We start from the raw sequence: 19325 nt of genomic DNA on the forward strand, positions 1-19325 counted from the left end.
AGTTGTATTTATTTTTTTTCACCAAAAGCATTCGTATTTTCATATCGATCAAAATGAAGTGTATCGCTCTTTAAATAATCATAAATATCTTTAACGATGTCGATACCATCTGTCATTGATTTTTCATAATTGATTTGATTGATTTCTCCAGGATAATATACTTGCTCAAACCCATCAGCTGCTGGAATGGCATGTAGCTCTTCCACCATGCCGTCCACTGATTCTTTGAACATATCTAAGTCAGTAAAACGTTTTGGATCGATCAAAATATACATTTGACCAACATTACGTCCTTTGCTTATATCGTCATACATTGAAGAAACGTGTTTGCCAAATGGTAAGCCTAACAGCATACCTGATAAAATATCTACCATCATCATCAAACCATAGCCTTTTGGTCCAGCAATCGGTAATAAGCCATTGACTTTGTGAGGATCAGTTGTTGGTTTACCTTCTTTATCAACTGCCCAAGTGTCTGGGATATCCTTATTCTTAGAACGAGCATCCAAGACTTTGCCCCAAGCTTGAACGGTTGTTGCCATATCAAAGACAACAGGCTCGTGCCCTTTTCTAGGAGCTGCAAAAGCAATCGGATTAGTCCCAAAATAATTTTCTTTTCCGCCAAAAGGCACCACCATCGGATCTGATTGACACATTGCGATTGCAATCAAATCTTGCTGAGCTGCTTTTTTCACGTAATAAGATAAGGCTCCGCTATGGCTGATTTTAGAGATTCCAACAGCCGCAACGCCTGATTTTTTTGCCATATCAATAGCATAACCAAGGCCAACGTCAGCAACAAATTGACCTGCACCGTTCTTACCGTGGACGATCCCAGAACTTGGACCAGTTTCTTCAAATTCAATTACTGGATCAAGCGTCACACCGCCTTTATCGATTTGTTCTGCATAATATTCTACTCTAACGGCTCCATGTGAGTGGATACCGCACGCATCTGCAAATACCAAATGTGTCGCCACTTCATCTGCATGTTCTGGCTTTAAACCAGCTGTCGTTAATTTTTTTTCGATCAAATCATGCAATTCTTCTGGTTTCACTACAACAGTTTCATTCATTCTTAAACTTCCTCTTCGTTTAAATTAAATTTCTGGATCACGGTTGCAATCTTTTGAGTAAACATACATTAACGGCTCGTCACGTCCGACAGCATACGCTGCTTGTTGGACATATGAACTCATAAAAATATAATCCCCTTTTTCAACAGGCATCCATTCATTATCTAAGTTATACATACCTTGTCCAGAAAGTAAGTAAGCACCATGTTCTTGATAGTGTGTTTCGATATAACCATGACTTGCCCCAGGTTCAAATGAAAGAATGTGGAAGTTCATATCAAAACCTAAATCCTTAGGTAAAAAGTCCCACAGAAGAACATCTTTCATGCCTTCATATTCAATCGGTTCCATATCATTTACATTCCCAATTACTTTGTGTGCTTCATAGCCTTCTAATGGTTGATAACGTTTTTTGTATAAGAAGATTTCAGTATCAGCTTCTTGACCATTTTCTAAATACATCAATGTACTAGCTGGTAAATAAGCATAACCGCCTTTTGTTAGTTTGTGTGTTTCAGTACCGTCATTTACGTTTAACACTCCATCAATCACATAAACGATCGTTTCAACACCTTCACCACCAAAACCACGTTGATTTTTACCATCTTTATGCATAGTAATGATATAATCGACAAAATTTGCACCTAATTGTTTTGACCCTAAAATAGAGCAATCACAGTTTTCAAAACCAGGAATTACATTATTAACTAATCCATCATGCGGGATCAACGCGTAATTATTTTTTTTGATTACAGCTCTAGATGATAATAAACCATCAAGATAGCCTGTTTGATTATTTTTATAACCCATTTTTATTTCTCCTACTTTCTTTTATTTATAAGCTAATTCATATAATGTGCTAGCTAGTACTTTTACCCCATTCACTAAATCGTCAATATCTGTTGCTTCTGCAGGATTATGGCTGATACCGTTAATACTTGGAACAAAAATCATCGCTGTTGGGAAGTTTGGCGCAATGATTTGAGAATCATGACCTGCTCCACTATGCATTACTTTATATTTCATATTTTCAGCTTTAGCCGCTGTTTCAATCGCTGTTACAATTTCTTCATTCATTGGAACTGGCGCTTCATCCATCCATAAATCGATATCGATTTCTAAGCCATGTTCTGCTGCGATATCTCTCATCAATTGCTCGATTTCTTTTGTAAATGCATGTAACTCACCGCTGTCTGTATGACGGCAATCCATTGTAAATAGCACTTCTCCTGGAACAACGTTTACTGTATTTGGTTTAGGTTCAACTTTACCAAACGTTAATACTAGTGGATCGCCTACTTCTAAAGCACGATCGATTGCTTGTGAACAAATTTTAGCAAATCCGTAAACCGCATCTTTACGATAGCCCATTGGAGTTGTTCCAGCATGGTTTGCTTCGCCTTTCAATACAATTGTATAACGTCTTTGTCCTGCAATATTGTTGACCACACCGATTTGCAATTGCTCTTTTTCAAGCACAGTCCCTTGCTCGATATGGATTTCTACAAACGCTTTGATATCATCTCTAGCTGCTTTACTTTCGTCTCTAAAGTCAAAGCCATGGCGTCGCATTTCTTCGACAAATTTCAATCCTTCAAAGTCAGCGATCTCAAGAACATCTTCTTTCTTCGCTTCACCAACAAAGTTTTTACTACCCCAGAATACTGTAGGAAAACGGCTACCTTCCTCTTCGGCCATTGAAATAACTTCTAATGAACGTTTTGGTTTGCCGTGTGTTTCTAATAAATATTGGATCGCAACATACGCTGCAATGACACCAAATTGACCATCTAAGTTCCCACCATTCACAACCGTATCGATATGAGAACCTGATAGAACAGTTTCTTCTGGATGTTCTGTTCCTTCTACTCTACCAAAGAGGTTACCGATCTCATCAAATGAAGCAGTCATGCCGATTGCTTCTAATTTTTCTTTTACAGATTTTTGTGCTTTCAACCAAGAATCAGAATACAATAAACGTGTCATCCCACCGGTTGGGTCGTTGCCAATACTAGATAAATGATCGATATTTTCTTGTAAAACTTTTTTTAAATCCATTTGATACATCTCCCTCTTTTATTATCATAACCATTGTAAGCGGTTGCCCGTTTTCATACACTATCCACATTTCACAAATTAACTCCTATCTTTGTGCGCATTAAACATAAAGACTAGCGCTATTTGGGTTAAAATAGAAATAAGTTAGTGAAATTATTTAAATTTATAGGCTGATTACTCTGAAAAATGATAGAATGCAGATGGTGTAAAAAATATCTCGACCATTTTTTTCTATTTTTCTGCCAGAGCTAAACAAGCTCGCTACGCTTTTGCCTTGAAACATGCCAAGAAATACAACGAAGTTATGAGTTGATATTGATTGGTACAAGGTGTAGCCTAGCGGAACGTTGTTACCTATAATTCAAGGAGGACCATTAATGAGAAAACAAACATTTCTTTACAGCACACTAGAAGATTTAGATTTATCTATGACCTTTTACTCAGACCCAAATGACTCTTCGGCTAAAGCTACACTCCTCTACTTTCATGGCGGTGGACTTTTATACGGCACTAGAGATGATTTGCCAGAATTATACTGCGAGCTTTTAGTTGAGAGTGGTTACAACTTGTTGACTGTTGACTATCCATTAGCCCCTGAGGTCAAGCTTCCCACTATTGTTACTTGTTTAAAAGAAGCAATTGATTGGTTCTTGCAAAATTATCAAACAACGTTAGGGTTGAAAAATTCGACTTATTTCTTATTTGGACGGTCTGCTGGTGCTTTTCTTACTTATTTATTATCTGCTCGTTATCCGCAACCAGAACAAAAAGGTTTGATTAGTTTTTATGGTTATTATGATTTAACAAATTCAGCTTTCAGTCAGCCAAGTAGCTATTATAATCAGTTTCCTAAGATTGCTCCTTTAACTGCACAAGCACTAATATATCCTAAACCAATCACAGAAGTTTCTATTAATGAACGTTTTTCACTTTATTTGTCTGGTCGACAATTTGGTAATTGGCTAAGTTATCTTGTGAACTCTCCTAGTGAAAAAGAGACCTTTAGTTTAACAGATACAGAGCTTGCTAAACTTCCACCTGCATTTTTAGCTCACAGCTCAGCTGATCAAGATGTCCCTGTGGAAACATCGCGTATTGCCCGCACTAAGTTAGTCAATGTTACTTATGAGGAAATTGAAAATTTACCTCATGATTTTGATGGCGATATCTCAAAACCTGAAGGGCTTCAAGTTTACCAAAACCTGATTGAATGGCTTGATAAAACAATAAATACTATTTGATTTTAACATAAGTATTCTTTTCTAAATATAGTAAAAAAGACATTCCCAATTACTCAGGAATGTCTTTTAAAATTGCTTTTTATTTTTCAGTTGCAGTTTCAGTAATCACTTCTACTGCACGTTTCATGCGGATGTCGTGTTTTAACATGTCTTCTGTTAAGACTTTTTTCACTTGATCGATCGGCATATTGTATTGTTCTGCTAATTCGTTGATTTCTTTGTCCATATCTTCTTGAGATACTTCGATATCTTCTGCTTTAGCGATCGCTTCGATCACAAGGTTTGTTTTCGTACGAACTTCTGCTTCTGCTTCAAATTGTTTGTGCAAGTCAGCTTCAGTTGTTCCAGTTAATTGATAGTACATATCTGGAGCGATCCCTTGACGTTGCATGTTGTTTAAGAATTCATCCATTGAACGGTGAACTTCGTCATGCACCATTACATGTGGAAGGTCAACGATTTCAGCATTATCAACAGCTTGACGGATAGCAGCTTCGTCTTTTGCTTCTGTTGCAGCAGCTTCTTTAGATTCTGTTAATTCTTTACGGTATTTTTCTTTTAATTCGTCTAATGATTCTACTGAATCGTCAACGTCTTTCGCAAATTCATCATCCAATGTTGGTAATTCTTTTGCTTTCACTTCGTGAACTTTCACTTGGAAAACAGCTTCTTTACCAGCTAAATCTTCTGCTTGGTAATCTTCTGGGAATGTTACTTTTACTTCAACTTCTTCGCCAGCTTTTTTGCCAACTAATTGCTCTTCAAAGCCTGGGATGAAAGAGTTAGAACCTAATTCAAGAGAATAGTTTTCGCCTTTTCCACCTTCAAAAGCTTCGCCATCTTTAAATCCTTCAAAATCGATTACGACAGTGTCGCCTTCAACAGCTGCTTCGTCTTCTTTGATTACTAATTCAGCTTGTGCATCTAATTCACGTTGGATGCGTGCATCTAAGTCTTCGTCTGTTACTTCACGGTCTTGTTTTTCAACTGTTAAGTTTTTGTATTCGCCTAATTTAACTTCAGGTTTTACAGTCACTTCAGCAGTTACAACCCAATCCTCACCTTTGTTCATGCTTTCAACATCAATTTTAGGTTGAGATACAGGATCGATTCCAGCTTCTTTCACAGCTGCTTCGTATACTTCTGGTAATACTGCGTTCAAAGCATCTTCATACAATGCTTCTTCGCCGTACATACGGTTAAATACTTGACGTGACACTTTCCCTTTACGGAATCCAGGTACGTTAAGATTTTTTTTAACTTTATCAAACGCTTGTTTCAAGCCTTTTTCAATTAGAGTTTGATCAACTGAAAAAGTTAACACACCATCATTGGTGCCTTTTTTTTCAAATTTCGCAGACATTTGTTTCCCTCCGAATAACTTAATTTTATACATGAATTTATGTTATGCATACCTTTAAATAGTACACTATCACTGGATAAATGTAAACATTTTAGGTGAGAAGAAGGGAAAATAAAAAGGAATTTATGACCCTGAGAGTTTAAAAGAGTCTTTTTTTACTATTCATTTCTATAAAATCGATTTACATAGGGGCATATTTCACAATAATAGGAGTAGACTCCATTTTGTTTTAAACGATGTCCCAAATTTTTCAGATAGGTTCACTCAGCTACCACTCTATTTTTCAGGTGCATGAGAGTTTACAAACTTGATAAAAGATTTTTTCAAAACTAGAAATCTTTCATTCGAAACCTTTTAATTGCAAAGTAAATCAATCCACAAAATAAAACTCCGAACAGAAAAATATGATATAAAACCGTAATAATATTAATCGATACTTCTTTACTCAAAGAAAGATACCCTGGTAACCACTTAGCAATTGCTTCAATATGTGACAGAAACGTAAAAAATATCATTACTAGTAACGAAATAACCATTGAAAATATCGCACTTTTGTTTACCGAAACAGCCATTGAAATAAAAACCAAAAGTATAACAAACAGCATTCCTGCAATACAAGTTATAATCATCTCTTTTGCATCATTATCAAAAATGATTAATCTATTGGTTGCGTACTTAGTATCTTTTACCAATAGTAAGTAAAAGAGTGAAGATAAACTAATATTAGACAAAAAATAGAAGACAATCATAATGGCCAATGAAATAAATTTAGCTGTCAATAATTTAGAAACATCGGCTACTCTAGTTATTTCTAATACTATTTGCCCTTCTGCAATTTCTGTCCCGATTAAGGATGCCCCAATAAACGTTAAGAGAGCTGTAGGAATACCAATCATTAAAAGTAACTGCCACATTGCACCAACAAATTTTATCAAGTCAAATGTTCCTGTAATCGAGATAAACGACCAATTAAATTTTAGTCCCAGAGCATATACAAGTGATAAACAGTTAAAAATAATAATAAAGAGTGTAATTCCCTTTTTATTCAGTTTAAAAATTTCTACCTCTAACAAACTCAGCATTTACAACCCCTCCCTAAAAAGTTTTTCAATATAATTATCACCTATTTGAATACTCTCTATCGAAAGACCATTTTCATATATTAAAGACAAAATTTGATTGATTAATATTATGTCATAGCTAAATTTAATCGTTTTCCCCTCTAATTCAACATTATTTATTAAATTAGTTTTTAGTACAGCGGTTTCCTTACTAATTACTATAGTAACTTGGTTTTTAAATTGGGGATTAACTTCTACTACATTTTTATCTGAAATAAACAAATAGCGATCACACATCTGTTCTATTTCAGACAATTGATGAGAAGAAATAAGAACAGTGACATTTTTATTTTGATTAAGCTCATAAATAAATTGTTTGAATTTTTCAACCCCAACTGGATCTAAACCAACAAACGGTTCATCCAAAATCAAAAGTTTGGGTGTTCCCATTAATGCTAGTGCTAATCCCAAACGCTGCTTCATTCCAAAAGAATAACCTTTCACTTTTTTCTTATTATTTTCTAAGCCAACAAAATCTAAACTCTCTATAATCAGTTTTGTTATCTCATCTTTATTCTTCTCACTGTTTTTATATTTCTCTTGAATAAATAAATTGTCATAGGCATTCATGTACTCAAATAATTCACAATCAAGCAGATAACCAATCTCATTCATTATTTCTTTTTCTTCAGTATAGTTCCCTTTTTTCTGATAATAAATCTCACCAGAATCTACAGTAATCAACCCTAAAATTGCTTTCATTAATGTCGTTTTTCCAGAACCATTTTTGCCAATCAAACCGACTATTTCACCTTTCTGAATTTTAAATGAAAGATCATGTAGTATTGTTGTCCCATCATAGCTTTTCTCCAGATGATTTACTTCTAACAAAGTATTCATATTAAACCTCCGTTACTGAATGGTATAATTCATAAAAATAGCCTTTAGCTTTTATTAGCTCTTCAACCGTTCCTTATTTTTCCTCCTAGATTCAAAAATGATTGTTACAATTACTGATACTGCAAAAACAATAAGAAAATTTAAAATACTCGATGAAGAATCATTATCTATAGATATATTTGTAATAGAAATATTTTTAGAATTAGCCGCTAGCTTTTTTGTATTTTCTACTATATTCTTAGCTACATCTGCTGTTAAATGTGAGTTGATAAAAAAATAGAACAGCGCAGAATAAACCAACGAAATAACACTACAACATAAAAATTTTAAATTTCTCCTTATATTTAACATATTGATGGTTATCGCAATAGATGTTCCAATCAGTACTGAAGGAACAACGCATAAAGTTATCAACACTGTGAAAACATTATGATTCTCAATGTTTTTAACAAACCAGATTAAATCACCCGCAAATAACAAGAGTAATACTATCAATATACATATACGTTTTTTCATAATTGACTCCTCCTTTTTAACTAACAATCAAATTATAGAGAGTATGTATTATAATTGGATAAGTGATGCTATTTGTCTTACTTGCAATCCATCCTAAAATAAGTCCTAGGGGAAATCTAACAACTAAATTGATCATAATACTTTCATTTAAATGACCAATAAAAGCAAATAAAATCGAACTAAGGATTACACTTACATAAACACTATAGGATGATCTTAACGAATTGAGCATCAAATCTCTATACATGTATTCTTCTCCTAAGCTAACAATCAAATAATGGAATACTAATAATAAAAAATCATCACCATTTTCAAATTTATCTTGAAGAAAAAACCAATAACACGTTAGTAACAATAAAAATATTCCAATTGAAAAGATTGGTCTAACCGTATATTTTTTTTGTTTCACTATTTCAATTTTTCTTTTGTAAAATAATTCAATAAGTTTGGGTACCAAAAATAACGCAATAAAAGTAGGCAGAGTTAGATAAGTTAAAATTCCTACATTAAAAGGTAGAATACTACAGGCTAAAATTAAAATTAACAGCAATAATAGGCTTAAGACTGATAACAAGAAACAAAAAATCAAAGGATTCAATCTAATTTCTTTTTCCATATTATCCACTCCCATCTTTAATCTGTTAGCTAAATCCTAACAAAAACCAGAGATATTTTATCCAGGTATGTTCTATTCTGTATACTTTAATGTATTAAACAAACCGTTTTCTATATCTACAAAAAAACTGTAGAGTAAAGTTTTTCAAACTTTATCTACAGTTTTTTCTAAATTTTAGTCTAAGCAAATGATAATCACTTACGAATTAGTAACAGGAATAATAACTAATACACTAAATTTCCCCTCTAAATACGAAAAGTTATGGTACCCTTTAAGCTTTTCGCAATGTTCTTTAATGCTATTAATTCCAAGGCCTAGTCTTCCTCTTTTTTTCTCTGATTGAATAATTTTTTTAGTGAAATCCATCTTTTTTTCTCGGGAAGTGTTTACAACCTTTATAATTAATTTTTCTTCATGATATTTCAAATAAATTTCTATCAATCCATCTACATCAAGATTTTTATATTCCTCTATAGCATTGTCTAGAATGTTACCCAATATAGAAAATAGGGGTAATGTTATGTCATCGATTTTAATATCAGATGGTATCTGCAACTCCATTTTATAATGGATATGTTCCTGTTTCATCTGATTAACCTTTAAATTCAACAGTGAATCAATCACCCAGCAACCTGTTAATCTTTCATAAAAATGATTGGAAAAAGATAATATCTCCTCTAACTTTTCTCTCGCTAAATCAATTTTTTCTTCAGATAATAAGTAATCCACGCTAATAAGTAAATTTTTAAGATCATGTTTTATCAATTGAATCTCTTCATACTCTTCTGAGTGCTCTTTATATCGCTGACTTTCAATGCCTGTTGAGAACTCTTTCAAATAATCATACTTTCTTTCAGATAACTTATTATAAATAAATATTATACTCAAATTAATAGTTAGTATCATTGTGCTAAATACAACTCTACTTATTAAAGAAGTCTCAAATGGAAAAAGAAGCAGAATAATTGAAGCAAATGGCGTAATTGAAAGCAGTATGTAATCATTGCCGACTAATTCTAACTGATTCTCTGCCTTAAAATAATTTAGAGAAGTAACTATTATCACAGTAACAACTATAATTAAGAGAAACAGAAATAGAAATGAAAATGATGTCTCATTATTTAACACTCCATATTTATCTACGTACATGCTCAGAATGTCATTTTGAAGTAAAATAATAAAAGATATATATATATATAGTGAAATATTTTTTTTGCAAATTTCCCTTTAAACAATAAAAGTATCTCCAATAAAATTACTAGAAACAATAAATACTTAGACTCATACAGTACATTTCCAACTGTAATGTTTACCTTAGTTAAGAGAAATAATAAAAAATTAACAACAAAAAATAGGTTAGATTTCATTCTACAAGTGAGAAAATTCAATAAGTAAATAGAAGTAGAAATGCTCTGCAACCCTATTAAAATAAGAATAATTCCCATCAGTAAAGTAACGATCATATTCCCATAGTCCTTTCTACAAATTGCCTATAGCTTTCTTTCACCTTTTTTCTTCGACTTCGACTAATTGTAAATCGCTCCCCGTTGATCATGTGAACTTCATCCTTATGAATAATTTTTACATATTTAAAATTGACTAATACACCTCTATTTATTTTCACAAAAATTAATGGATTCAACTGCTTTTCTAGATCTTTTATTTTGCCATAATATAGAACACTATCGGGTTCATAAGATAATTTCACATTAATCTGTCTTCCGTTTTCAGAACACAAACACAGAATCTCTTCTGTATCAACCTGATACTGCGAATTTTTATATTTAAAAAAAAGATACGAATGATTCATAAAAATATCATCTATAGCAGCTAAAAACACTTGCTCAATAACCTCACTCTCTACAGGTTTTAAAAGGTATCTAAACGGTGTAACTTCAAAACTTTGTAACGTATAAAAATCGTAACTAGTAACATATACAATTAATCCTTTTCTGCTTAACTTACGTATTTCTTTGGCAATTTCTATTCCATTACGTCCTGGCATTTCAATATCTAAAAACAGAATCTGATAGTCTCCTTGTGCAATAATATTTTTAAGCAAGGATTCACCTGATTCAAAAATATCTATATCTATATTAAGTTCTGTATGTTTGCTAATTATGTTCAATAAATTTTCTTCTAAATATGTTGCTTGCATTCTGTCATCATCACAAAGAGCAACCTTTATCATAATTATTAAGCTCCTTTTACAATAAATTAAAAACAAACTTAAAGACTACAATAGTATACCATATTAATTTTTATATTTTCTAAATGTTTTTGTCCGATAAACATATATACTGAGAATTCCCCGTACATTTTTACTAGATCATATGGGTGTGATTAGTATTTATTCGGCTCTGTATCCCTTTATATGATAAAAAAACCTGCCAATTTGCAGAATAGGCGACAGATTAATATACTCAAAAATATAGCCATTTCATTTTAAATCGTTAAATTCTTTACCTTTGCCTTGCACAAATCATTCGTACAGCTTTCTTACATCGGCAACAAAAAAGATGTTCAGCTAGTTAAAGCTCAAACATCTTTTTAATCGATTAATTCTCTTTCACCAATAGCTGAATTAAACGGTTTGTTTCTTGAAAAGCATGAAGCGCAGCGGTATCTAAATGATTGTCAAAAGACTCGGCCGCTTTAATTCCTGCAATGTCGGAAATTCCGCGAATATTTACGACGGGAATATCATAAAAATTAGCAATCTGTGCGATGGCAGTACTTTCCATATCAGAGGCTCTCGCTTTTGGAAAAGCTTCCTTAACCTTTGTCACAAAGCTCGGCTCACTCATAAAAGAATCAGCAGTTACAATCAAGCCCTTGTGTAAACTATACCCTTTAGGTTTTTCTAGAGAATCAAAAATTTCCACCCATTTTTGATTTAATACGTAATCACTTGGCATTTGCGGTACTTGTCCAAGCTTATACTCAAAGCCTGTTGCATCCACATCACTATAGGTAAGTTTGGTTCCGTATACAACATCGCCAATTTCAACCTCACCTAAAAATCCACCTGCCGATCCTGTATTAATGATCACATCTGGTTGAATTGTTTCACAAAGCAAACTTGCTGAAGCTGATGCATTGGCTTTGCCAATCCCCGTTTCTACTAAAAACAAAGAATAACTTGGCTGATCTAAAACTTCCTCGATCACAGTTTTACCACGTTTGACAATTGATTGTAATCGATAGGAACCACGAAATGGTTCTAATTCTTCTTCCATCGCTGCTGCTATGACGATTTTCATTTCTCTGCCTCCCACAACTTCCCAATCTCTTCTTGAACATCAACTTTCGTACCACCAAAATGCTCTTGGATGTAGTCTGTGACTGCTTGACTATGATAAAGTGCTGCTAGTTTTTTTAACGTTTGATCCTGTTGGCGCTCTTCTTTTGTGACTAAAACATTGATACTTTGCTGAGTATTTTCATCGATTTCTTCTTTAAACAAAGCATCCTTCAACACATTCAAACCACCTTCAAACGCAATTGTATTACTAATCAGTGCTAGATCAACATCTTGCAACACCCTTGGGCCTGTTGTATCATCAATCATTTTAAACTCTAATTGTTTAGGATTTTCAATGATATCCGATGGCGTGCCTGTTCCATTATCAAAATCCTTGGCTAATTTGATCAAACCAGCTGTTTCCATCAATCGTAATCCACGTGCCGTATTCGCTGGATTATCTGCGATTGCAACGATAGCCCCGTTTTTGATATCTGTAACAGATTTGTATTTATCTGAATAAATGCCCATTGGCTCCATATAAGTTGTTGCGATTGGTACTAATTTTTGATCGCTGTCTTGATTAAAACTGTTTAAATAGCCTAACGATTGAAAAGCATTTACATCTACCTGTTCTTCAACCGTTGCATTATTTAGTTGAGGACCACCGTTGATTTCTTTAACTTCTATCGTTAAACCAGCTTTCTTAGCTAAATCTGACTCTGCAATAAAGCGCCAAATATCAGCATCACTGTCTACTGATCCTAAAATGATTTTTGTCGTTTGATCCTTCTCTTTGGTTGTCTCTTTTTTATTTTGACTATTACAACCTGTCACCAAAAATAAAGCCGCTAAAATACTAAATCCAATCCACTTTTTCATAACAGCCTCCTTCAAGTCCTTACTATGATTCACCCTAGATTATTTCTCGCTCAAATGCTGAGATACTGATTCCTTGATCTAATACTAATTGAGCCCATTCTTTTGCTGAAAAAAGAGAATGATCTTTATAATTCCCACAACTTTTTGCATCCGTCCCTTGAACGTCAGACCATTGAATTTCTGCTACGATTTGAGCCAATGTGTTTTTTAATGCTTGCCCAACTTCTTTGGTTGGATAGTTGCCCCAAACAATTAAATGAAACCCTGTACGACAGCCAAAAGGAGAAATGTCGATAATCCCTGCCAAACGATCACGCAATAAATCAGCTAGTAAATGCTCTAACGTATGAATCGCTGCCGTCGGAATTTCTGCCTGATTTGGTTGAGCAAAACGTAAATCGTAATTCGTAATTTCGTCTCCTTTTTTCCCAACCTCTGTTGTAATTACTCGTACATATGGCGCAATCACTTTATTATGATCTAATGTAAAACTTTCCACCTCTGCCATGAAACTCATCCTTTCAATAAATTATTTAGTTGCCCCAAACCTCATTTGCCACATCAATCACTAACGATAGTTTTTTCCACTGATCTTCCTCCGTCAAAATGTTACCTTCTTCTGTCGACGCAAACCCACATTGAGGACTTAAACTTAAACGCTCCAATGGGACAAATTTACTTGCTTCTTTAATTCGCTTCACTAAGGTTTCCTTCTCTTCTAATTTACCGTCTTTACTTGTAACTAAGCCTAAAACCACTTGTTTATCTTCTGGAACAAAACGCAATGGCTCAAAATCTCCTGAACGCTCATCGTCAAACTCTAAGAAAAAGGCCTCGACATTTTGATTGCCTAACAACGTATCTGCAACAGGCTCATAACCACCAGATGTTGCCCAAGTTGAATGGTAATTCCCCCGGCAAACATGTGTTGTTACATGTAAATCTTCAGGTAGATCAACGATTGCATCATTATTTAAACGCAAATATAACTCTTGCAACGCTTGGGTATCATATTCACCATTGGTCATCGTCGTCCAAAAATTCTTGTCCACTAACATACCCCAAGTGCAATCGTCCAACTTAATATCTCGACAACCTAAGTCATATAAAGCTAGAATCGTTTCCCGATATGCCTTAGCAATATCTTGATAGAGTCGTTCCCGATCTGGATAAAATTCATTGACCTTTTCTTCATTTGAACTGCGAACCAATTCCGCTAATAACTGGGCTGGCGCTGGAATACTTTGGCGAACAGGTGTCCCATCAGCAATTTCTGTTAAAAATTCGTACTCCTCAAACACTGGATGTTCTGGATTGAAGCTTATTTTTCCTGTTAGTCGTGCGGAATCTGCTCGTGTTTCTTCTCCGTGAAATAAATACCCTTGATCCATCACATTATGCTCGATTCCTTTAAATCCCCAGAAAAAATCAAGATGCCAGTAACTACGACGAAATTCTCCATCACTGATAACGTTCAACCCGATTTCTTTTTGTTTTGCAACTAAATCCCGTATCGCCTGATCCTCAACTACTTTTAATTCATCTCCTGAAATCCCGCCAGACGCAAACTCTTCCCGCGCCTTTTTCAACGATTCAGGACGTAAAAAACTCCCTACGATTTCATACCGCTGTACTGAATGTTGACACATAACTAAATTCCCCCTCATTTTTTAAATAGAAAACAAAAAAATCCCTAGAAAAGTCAAAGACTCTTCTAAGGATGTAATAAACTTACATGGTACCACCTTAATTTACAAAAATCAGAGATTTTTGCCTCTACTCTAATACGCCGCATACACTTGATATTAGGATTCTTGGTAACGGGAACAACCGTGCATCTCTAAAATCATTTCTCGAAATGCCCACTCAAAAGCCATTTTCAAATTCGTTTTCTTCCACCTCTTTTCAGCTACCAAGGCTCTCTTTTAGAAATTCCACAGAATTTTACTTTCTTTTTCTACGTGTTTTTTTATTTATTTTTCATTATGATAGCAGATGAGGTGGTGGGTGTCAAATGGATAAATTGAATATTACAAAAATAAATATTCTAATTTTAAGATGAATGCAGTCAACTAAAAAAGATATGAGAATATTAATCGCTTGATGGGTTAGTTATTCTCATATTTTTTTGTTAGCTATTGGAAACTTGATTAGTAAGTTCATGCTTACTAGCCAGGGCTTTACTATTTAGTTTTCAATATAACTTTCAGCATCATCAATAAAAAATGTTAATTTCAAATCAGGATACTTTTTATCAAGTTCTCTTAAACAAGAAATAAATTTTCCACTTTGTAATTTTTCAGAAACATCATCAAAAACCGAACTAATTAATAATGCATCTTCTTTAGAACAGTTCTTCAAATAATTGATAGTTTCATCTTCACTTATTGATAAAATATTAGTCAAATTTACCCAACTTTTTTCAAGTCCAAAATCATCTTCATCATTTATACTTCTTCGTTCCTCTAAATTTTCTTTAATTTGATTAGATATATTCATATTTTTCTCCCAACTAAATAATTATTTATGGTTGTTTTGTACCATCTGGAAAAATGGTTCCAATTTTTCCATCTGTTTTTATTACACCAACTCGTACACCATTATAGTCTCCAAAAATAACTTCACCATTTTTAGCACTTGCAAAGTTTGGTTGGCTAGCAATATGTTGTCCTGCAGTCTCTATATCTTTACTTGTCCAATTTTCAGGAAACCATGATTGGCCTATTCCAGTACGTTTAGATGGTGTCTTATGATGTGGTACATTTCCAGTTCTAACACCATTAGGGTAAGTTTTTTCAATATTCACTTCAAACCCATTTTCTTTTAAGAAATCAATATTAGATTGACCATGCCCGCCACCTTTCATTTTAGACACTTTTCCTGTAGAAGGATTTATAGTAAAATCTCCAACATCTGCATGCTTCAAACTTTGTTCAGGAATTTCAACTTTAGGTACCTTAGCCCCACTGGCTTTCTTACTCTTAGGCGTAACTTGCCCTGCAGTCAACGGATGCTTCGCATAATAGCCCGCAATCCCCATCGCCGGAATCATACTTGCAACATTTGCCCAGCGTTGCGCTTTTTCAAGATCTGTTAATAGTTTACACGTATCATAATTTTTTCCATCAAGTAGTTCAAGGAAACAGAAAGAAAATGAGAAAAATAACTCTTCTAATCCGTAAAACACTATAAAGAAAGTCAATAGACCGCTAGGCTCTCCTAACGTCGCTATTGACTTTCTTTATTGGGCATGTGTTTTTGATAGTGCCCGAGGAACTCACAAAATAGCTAGTACCTTCGCTTATCCCTCTAACCTTTTCAGCATAACATGCCCACCGTTTACTTTAGCATTTGAATTTGTTCTTTCAAACCTTCTCTACTTCACCCTTAGAATCTAGCAAAATAGCATGGAGTTTTTTTCATTATTTTAATCATCTAAAAACAGAATTAAAAAAATAGCTTTACTTTTTTAATAATTCAAGAAATTCTGAGGGAATACTATCTGCTAGCCAAACTTTTTCATTTCCCAAATAGAACTTTATCCCTTTCGCTCTAGCATTTTCTGTGTTAATCACTAAAATAATCGGATTCTTCTCTTTTCTTTTCCCTACTAAAATAGCTGTCTCTATATCTTCGGATAAATGAACATATTGTCGAGACATAGGAGATAAACCATTTTTTTCAATTTCAGATAAAAAATCATGTGCAGTCCCATGATAAAGGAATTTAGGAGGAATAGCTTCTTCTTTTACTATTTTCATTGGAATAGAGTGTCCATACAATGCTCGAATACTATTCTCTTTAATCTCATGTCTCTTTTTTTCTGATTTCTCAATCATTATTTTTAAATCATCGAGTTCTACATTTTGCCATTCATCAGACTGATGAATGGCTTGTAATAATTGGTCAATTGGCACCCAACCATTTTTATCTAGTTCTAACTCATATTCCCATGGAGCATGACGTAATGCATAAGAAACTTCTTTACTCAATTTTGTATAGTTTATCCCCTTAGACAATTTCTTCCTCCCGATTATATTCGACCATTGTTTTAACAGCAGATTCTACCCATTCCCATAAATCCTCAAATTCACCTCTTTGTTCAAAACCTTCTGTAGTAAAATCATGAATTAATTGAACTCTATTTTCTTTTCCAATCTCAAAACAAGCTATATCATCATTATCGTCTCTTCTTGCAAAGGGTATTAACTTTCTATTAGGATACCTTTCTTTCAAATCATGGTACCTTCTAGTTGCTTGACCTGACTCAATTAAATACCACACATCAAAATCTACCAAGTTTAATTCAATTAATTTGTTATAGGCTTCAGGGTATATAAATACGTCTTCTTCAATATAAAATTTTTTCATAACTATAAGCACATTCTTTCTATTTCATTTTTTCTAAATCAAACGACCCCATTGGATTGTTATTTCTAAAATCAGCTTTCTGTTTTCCAACTCGTAACTCTATAGCTTCTCCCCATGTTTTTGGAACTCCTTTTTTTGTCGTAAATCTATCTATTGTGGCTTGATCAGGTAAAGGTGTATCAAAGCTTCTAACATTGGCTTGAACGTCTATTCCAACCTCTCTAGCTGCTGCAACCCTTGTGTTATCAAGAGTCGTCAAACTACCATCAGGCATTCTCACAACATCAATTGGGTCACCTTTCCAACCATTTGCTTTCACACTAGCAATAATTTCATCAGAACCATTTACAGAAGTTTGACTGAACCTAATTTCCGAAGGGTTAACATTTTCAATATTCTTTCCAAGTCCGCTGGCTTTCTTACTCTTAGGCGTAACTTGCCCTGCAGTCAACGGATGTTTCGCATAATAGCCCGCAATCCCCATCGCCGCAATCATACTTGCAACAGTTGCCCAACGTTGTGTTTTTTCAAGATCTGTTAATGACTTACCTGTATCAAAATTTTTCCCATCACGTAATTCAATCGCTAATTTCGTTAAATAATCTGGTTCTTCTTTGCCAAAAAACGCCTCTCTGCCATAAAGTTCGATCTGATTTTTGATCCATAAATCATACGCTTCATTTATTAGGAAGTCTTCTTGAGCCATTATATAAAGCTCTAAAAAAACGGCATTAGTGATTTTTTACTCACTAATACCGCTTTTAATACTTCACATTTTCTTGATGAGTTTCTCACAACCACCCTTCGTTAGCTAATAATAACTTAATCAGCGAGAACATTCTTACTAGTAAAGCGCCATTTTATTTCAAAATTAGTTTATTTCTTCATTTACCATATCTAAAAGAAATTCCCCAAAACTATCATATAAAACTTCATTTTTTTGTGCATCTTCAGAAAAACCAGGAAAATAAGATGTAATTTTAGGTTCGTTGTTACTATTCAAATCTTTATAGTTCATACAGTACATTTCTCCCATTCCACTATTATATATAATAACTAGATGTTTTGGCATGTTTACCAATTTCCGTTCGTTTAAAGTAGCCCAAACAGCGTCTGGAACACCAGAATTTTCAAAGTCTTCTCTAAACACTCCGTAAATTTCTATAGAACCAAAAGTTAAAGCTCCAAAACAAGATAAAAAAAGTTTATAGTCTTCAGAAAATTGTATACCAAGAACCAATTGAGCTTTTTTTATAATTTCTTCTGATGCTCCTCCAAAATCGTCTACTAAGTCATCATTTTCTACAATTATTTTTTTTGCTTGATTATACTTCTCAGTGCTCATTACAAAATCTCCTTTATTTAAAATCTTTTGCTCTGTTTTTCCAATAGTCGGAACGCCATTTATTAAAAGATTTCCTATCTATTCCAGATGGGACTGAATTAGGATTGATATGAATTGTTTTTGAGTTGCTCTGATGGAAAGATTGTTCCACCTCTGCAATAGAACTTATATCTCTTTGTGTCATATGATGTAAGTTTATTGGGTTACCATCTGGACCTAAAGGAGCTAACCCCTGTTCCATTCTTTGAAGATTAGAACGCCCCTTAACATCTACTTTATTAACATCAATTATACCATCTCTTTGATAAACTTTGGTTCCTTTAAAGTCAATATCCTTTTTCCAATATTCCCTAATTTGTGAATAATTATTAGAAATATCACTCCCATCAGCTTTTTTATAGCTACTATTCCCCTTACTCTTATTCCTATCTAAAGTGTAATTTTTCCCATCTTTATTCCCGGTAATAGGCGTTCTTTCAGGTGTAACTTGTCCTGCAGTCAACGGATGCTTCACATAATAGCCCACAATCCCCATCGCCGCAATCATACTTGCAACAGTTGCCCAGCGTTGCGTCTTTTCAAGATCTGTTAATGGTTTCCCTGTATCATAATTTTTCCATCACGTAATTCAATCGCTAATTTCGTCAAATAA

Annotated in this window: 22 protein-coding genes and 1 other annotated feature; of the genes, 1 reads left to right on the top strand and 21 read right to left on the bottom strand. The window is 33.9% G+C overall.

Features of this window, described 5'->3' with window-relative positions:
• Positions 1–8 precede the first annotated feature (8 nt).
• The 3 genes from allD to allC are packed head-to-tail and all read right to left on the bottom strand — an operon-like array spanning position 9 to position 3134.
• On the bottom strand, positions 9–1076 hold the full coding sequence (gene allD / locus ATZ35_RS00300; RefSeq protein ID WP_208928308.1) for an ureidoglycolate dehydrogenase: 1068 nt from the start codon (positions 1074–1076) through the stop codon (positions 9–11).
• A gap of 24 nt (positions 1077–1100) precedes the next feature.
• On the bottom strand, positions 1101–1886 hold the full coding sequence (allE, locus tag ATZ35_RS00305) for a (S)-ureidoglycine aminohydrolase (RefSeq protein WP_208928310.1): 786 nt from the start codon (positions 1884–1886) through the stop codon (positions 1101–1103).
• Positions 1887–1907: 21 nt separating this feature from the next.
• Positions 1908–3134, bottom strand: a complete 1227-nt coding sequence (gene allC, locus ATZ35_RS00310) for an allantoate deiminase (protein ID WP_208928312.1) — start codon at positions 3132–3134, stop codon at positions 1908–1910.
• Between the two features lie 377 nt (positions 3135–3511).
• Between allC and ATZ35_RS00315 the strand changes: the two genes are divergently transcribed.
• Positions 3512–4375, top strand: coding sequence for an alpha/beta hydrolase (locus tag ATZ35_RS00315; RefSeq protein ID WP_208928314.1), 864 nt, complete (start codon positions 3512–3514; stop codon positions 4373–4375).
• Positions 4376–4454: 79 nt separating this feature from the next.
• Here ATZ35_RS00315 and tig read toward each other — a convergent pair whose 3' ends face one another.
• The 18 genes from tig to ATZ35_RS00405 all read right to left on the bottom strand — a co-directional run bounded on the left by tig (position 4455) and on the right by ATZ35_RS00405 (position 19220).
• Entirely contained in the window at positions 4455–5738 is a 1284-nt protein-coding gene (tig, locus tag ATZ35_RS00320; RefSeq protein ID WP_208928316.1) for a trigger factor, read from the bottom strand.
• A gap of 329 nt (positions 5739–6067) precedes the next feature.
• On the bottom strand, positions 6068–6820 hold the full coding sequence (locus ATZ35_RS00325) for a hypothetical protein (protein ID WP_208928318.1): 753 nt from the start codon (positions 6818–6820) through the stop codon (positions 6068–6070).
• Positions 6821–7699, bottom strand: coding sequence for an ABC transporter ATP-binding protein (locus ATZ35_RS00330; protein ID WP_208928320.1), 879 nt, complete (start codon positions 7697–7699; stop codon positions 6821–6823).
• 54 nt (positions 7700–7753) lie between these two features.
• A complete protein-coding gene (locus tag ATZ35_RS00335) occupies positions 7754–8215 on the bottom strand; it encodes a hypothetical protein (RefSeq protein ID WP_208928322.1) in 462 nt (153 codons plus the stop codon).
• A gap of 16 nt (positions 8216–8231) precedes the next feature.
• Positions 8232–8831: a CPBP family intramembrane glutamic endopeptidase gene (locus ATZ35_RS00340; protein ID WP_208928324.1), complete on the bottom strand. Its 600-nt coding sequence runs from the start codon at positions 8829–8831 to the stop codon at positions 8232–8234.
• Positions 8832–9029: 198 nt separating this feature from the next.
• Positions 9030–9980 (bottom strand): GHKL domain-containing protein, encoded by a 951-nt coding sequence (locus ATZ35_RS00345; protein ID WP_208928326.1) that lies wholly within the window; start codon positions 9978–9980, stop codon positions 9030–9032.
• A gap of 310 nt (positions 9981–10290) precedes the next feature.
• Positions 10291–11022: a LytR/AlgR family response regulator transcription factor gene (locus ATZ35_RS00350; protein ID WP_208928328.1), complete on the bottom strand. Its 732-nt coding sequence runs from the start codon at positions 11020–11022 to the stop codon at positions 10291–10293.
• Positions 11023–11389: 367 nt separating this feature from the next.
• A complete protein-coding gene (locus ATZ35_RS00355) occupies positions 11390–12094 on the bottom strand; it encodes a 5'-methylthioadenosine/adenosylhomocysteine nucleosidase (protein ID WP_208928330.1) in 705 nt (234 codons plus the stop codon).
• The gene (locus ATZ35_RS00360; RefSeq protein WP_208928332.1) at positions 12091–12957 is read right to left on the bottom strand and encodes a MetQ/NlpA family ABC transporter substrate-binding protein; all 867 of its coding nucleotides are present in this window, start codon (positions 12955–12957) and stop codon (positions 12091–12093) included. Before ATZ35_RS00360 ends, ATZ35_RS00355 begins: the two co-directional genes overlap by 4 nt.
• Positions 12958–12991: 34 nt before the next feature.
• Positions 12992–13465: an S-ribosylhomocysteine lyase gene (locus ATZ35_RS00365; protein ID WP_208928335.1), complete on the bottom strand. Its 474-nt coding sequence runs from the start codon at positions 13463–13465 to the stop codon at positions 12992–12994.
• 25 nt (positions 13466–13490) lie between these two features.
• A complete protein-coding gene (locus ATZ35_RS00370) occupies positions 13491–14606 on the bottom strand; it encodes a 5-methyltetrahydropteroyltriglutamate--homocysteine S-methyltransferase (protein WP_208928337.1) in 1116 nt (371 codons plus the stop codon).
• Positions 14607–14670: 64 nt separating this feature from the next.
• Positions 14671–14926, bottom strand: a binding site (T-box leader).
• Positions 14927–15144: 218 nt separating this feature from the next.
• Positions 15145–15456, bottom strand: a complete 312-nt coding sequence (locus ATZ35_RS00375; protein WP_208928339.1) for a hypothetical protein — start codon at positions 15454–15456, stop codon at positions 15145–15147.
• 25 nt (positions 15457–15481) lie between these two features.
• Positions 15482–16159 (bottom strand): EndoU domain-containing protein, encoded by a 678-nt coding sequence (locus ATZ35_RS00380; protein WP_244148189.1) that lies wholly within the window; start codon positions 16157–16159, stop codon positions 15482–15484.
• Between the two features lie 259 nt (positions 16160–16418).
• Positions 16419–16949, bottom strand: coding sequence for an RNA 2'-phosphotransferase (locus tag ATZ35_RS00385; RefSeq protein WP_341843828.1), 531 nt, complete (start codon positions 16947–16949; stop codon positions 16419–16421).
• 19 nt (positions 16950–16968) lie between these two features.
• Positions 16969–17328, bottom strand: coding sequence for a hypothetical protein (locus tag ATZ35_RS00390; RefSeq protein WP_010769429.1), 360 nt, complete (start codon positions 17326–17328; stop codon positions 16969–16971).
• A gap of 19 nt (positions 17329–17347) precedes the next feature.
• Positions 17348–18034 (bottom strand): hypothetical protein, encoded by a 687-nt coding sequence (locus ATZ35_RS00395; RefSeq protein ID WP_208928347.1) that lies wholly within the window; start codon positions 18032–18034, stop codon positions 17348–17350.
• A gap of 165 nt (positions 18035–18199) precedes the next feature.
• Positions 18200–18673 carry an SMI1/KNR4 family protein gene (locus tag ATZ35_RS00400; protein WP_208928349.1) on the bottom strand — a complete coding sequence of 158 codons (474 nt, stop codon included), beginning with the start codon at positions 18671–18673 and terminating at the stop codon, positions 18200–18202.
• Positions 18674–18686: 13 nt separating this feature from the next.
• A complete protein-coding gene (locus ATZ35_RS00405; protein WP_208928351.1) occupies positions 18687–19220 on the bottom strand; it encodes an HNH/ENDO VII family nuclease in 534 nt (177 codons plus the stop codon).
• Positions 19221–19325: the final 105 nt, after the last annotated feature.

Source organism: Enterococcus rotai (assembly GCF_001465345.1).
Taxonomy (GTDB): domain Bacteria; phylum Bacillota; class Bacilli; order Lactobacillales; family Enterococcaceae; genus Enterococcus_L; species Enterococcus_L rotai.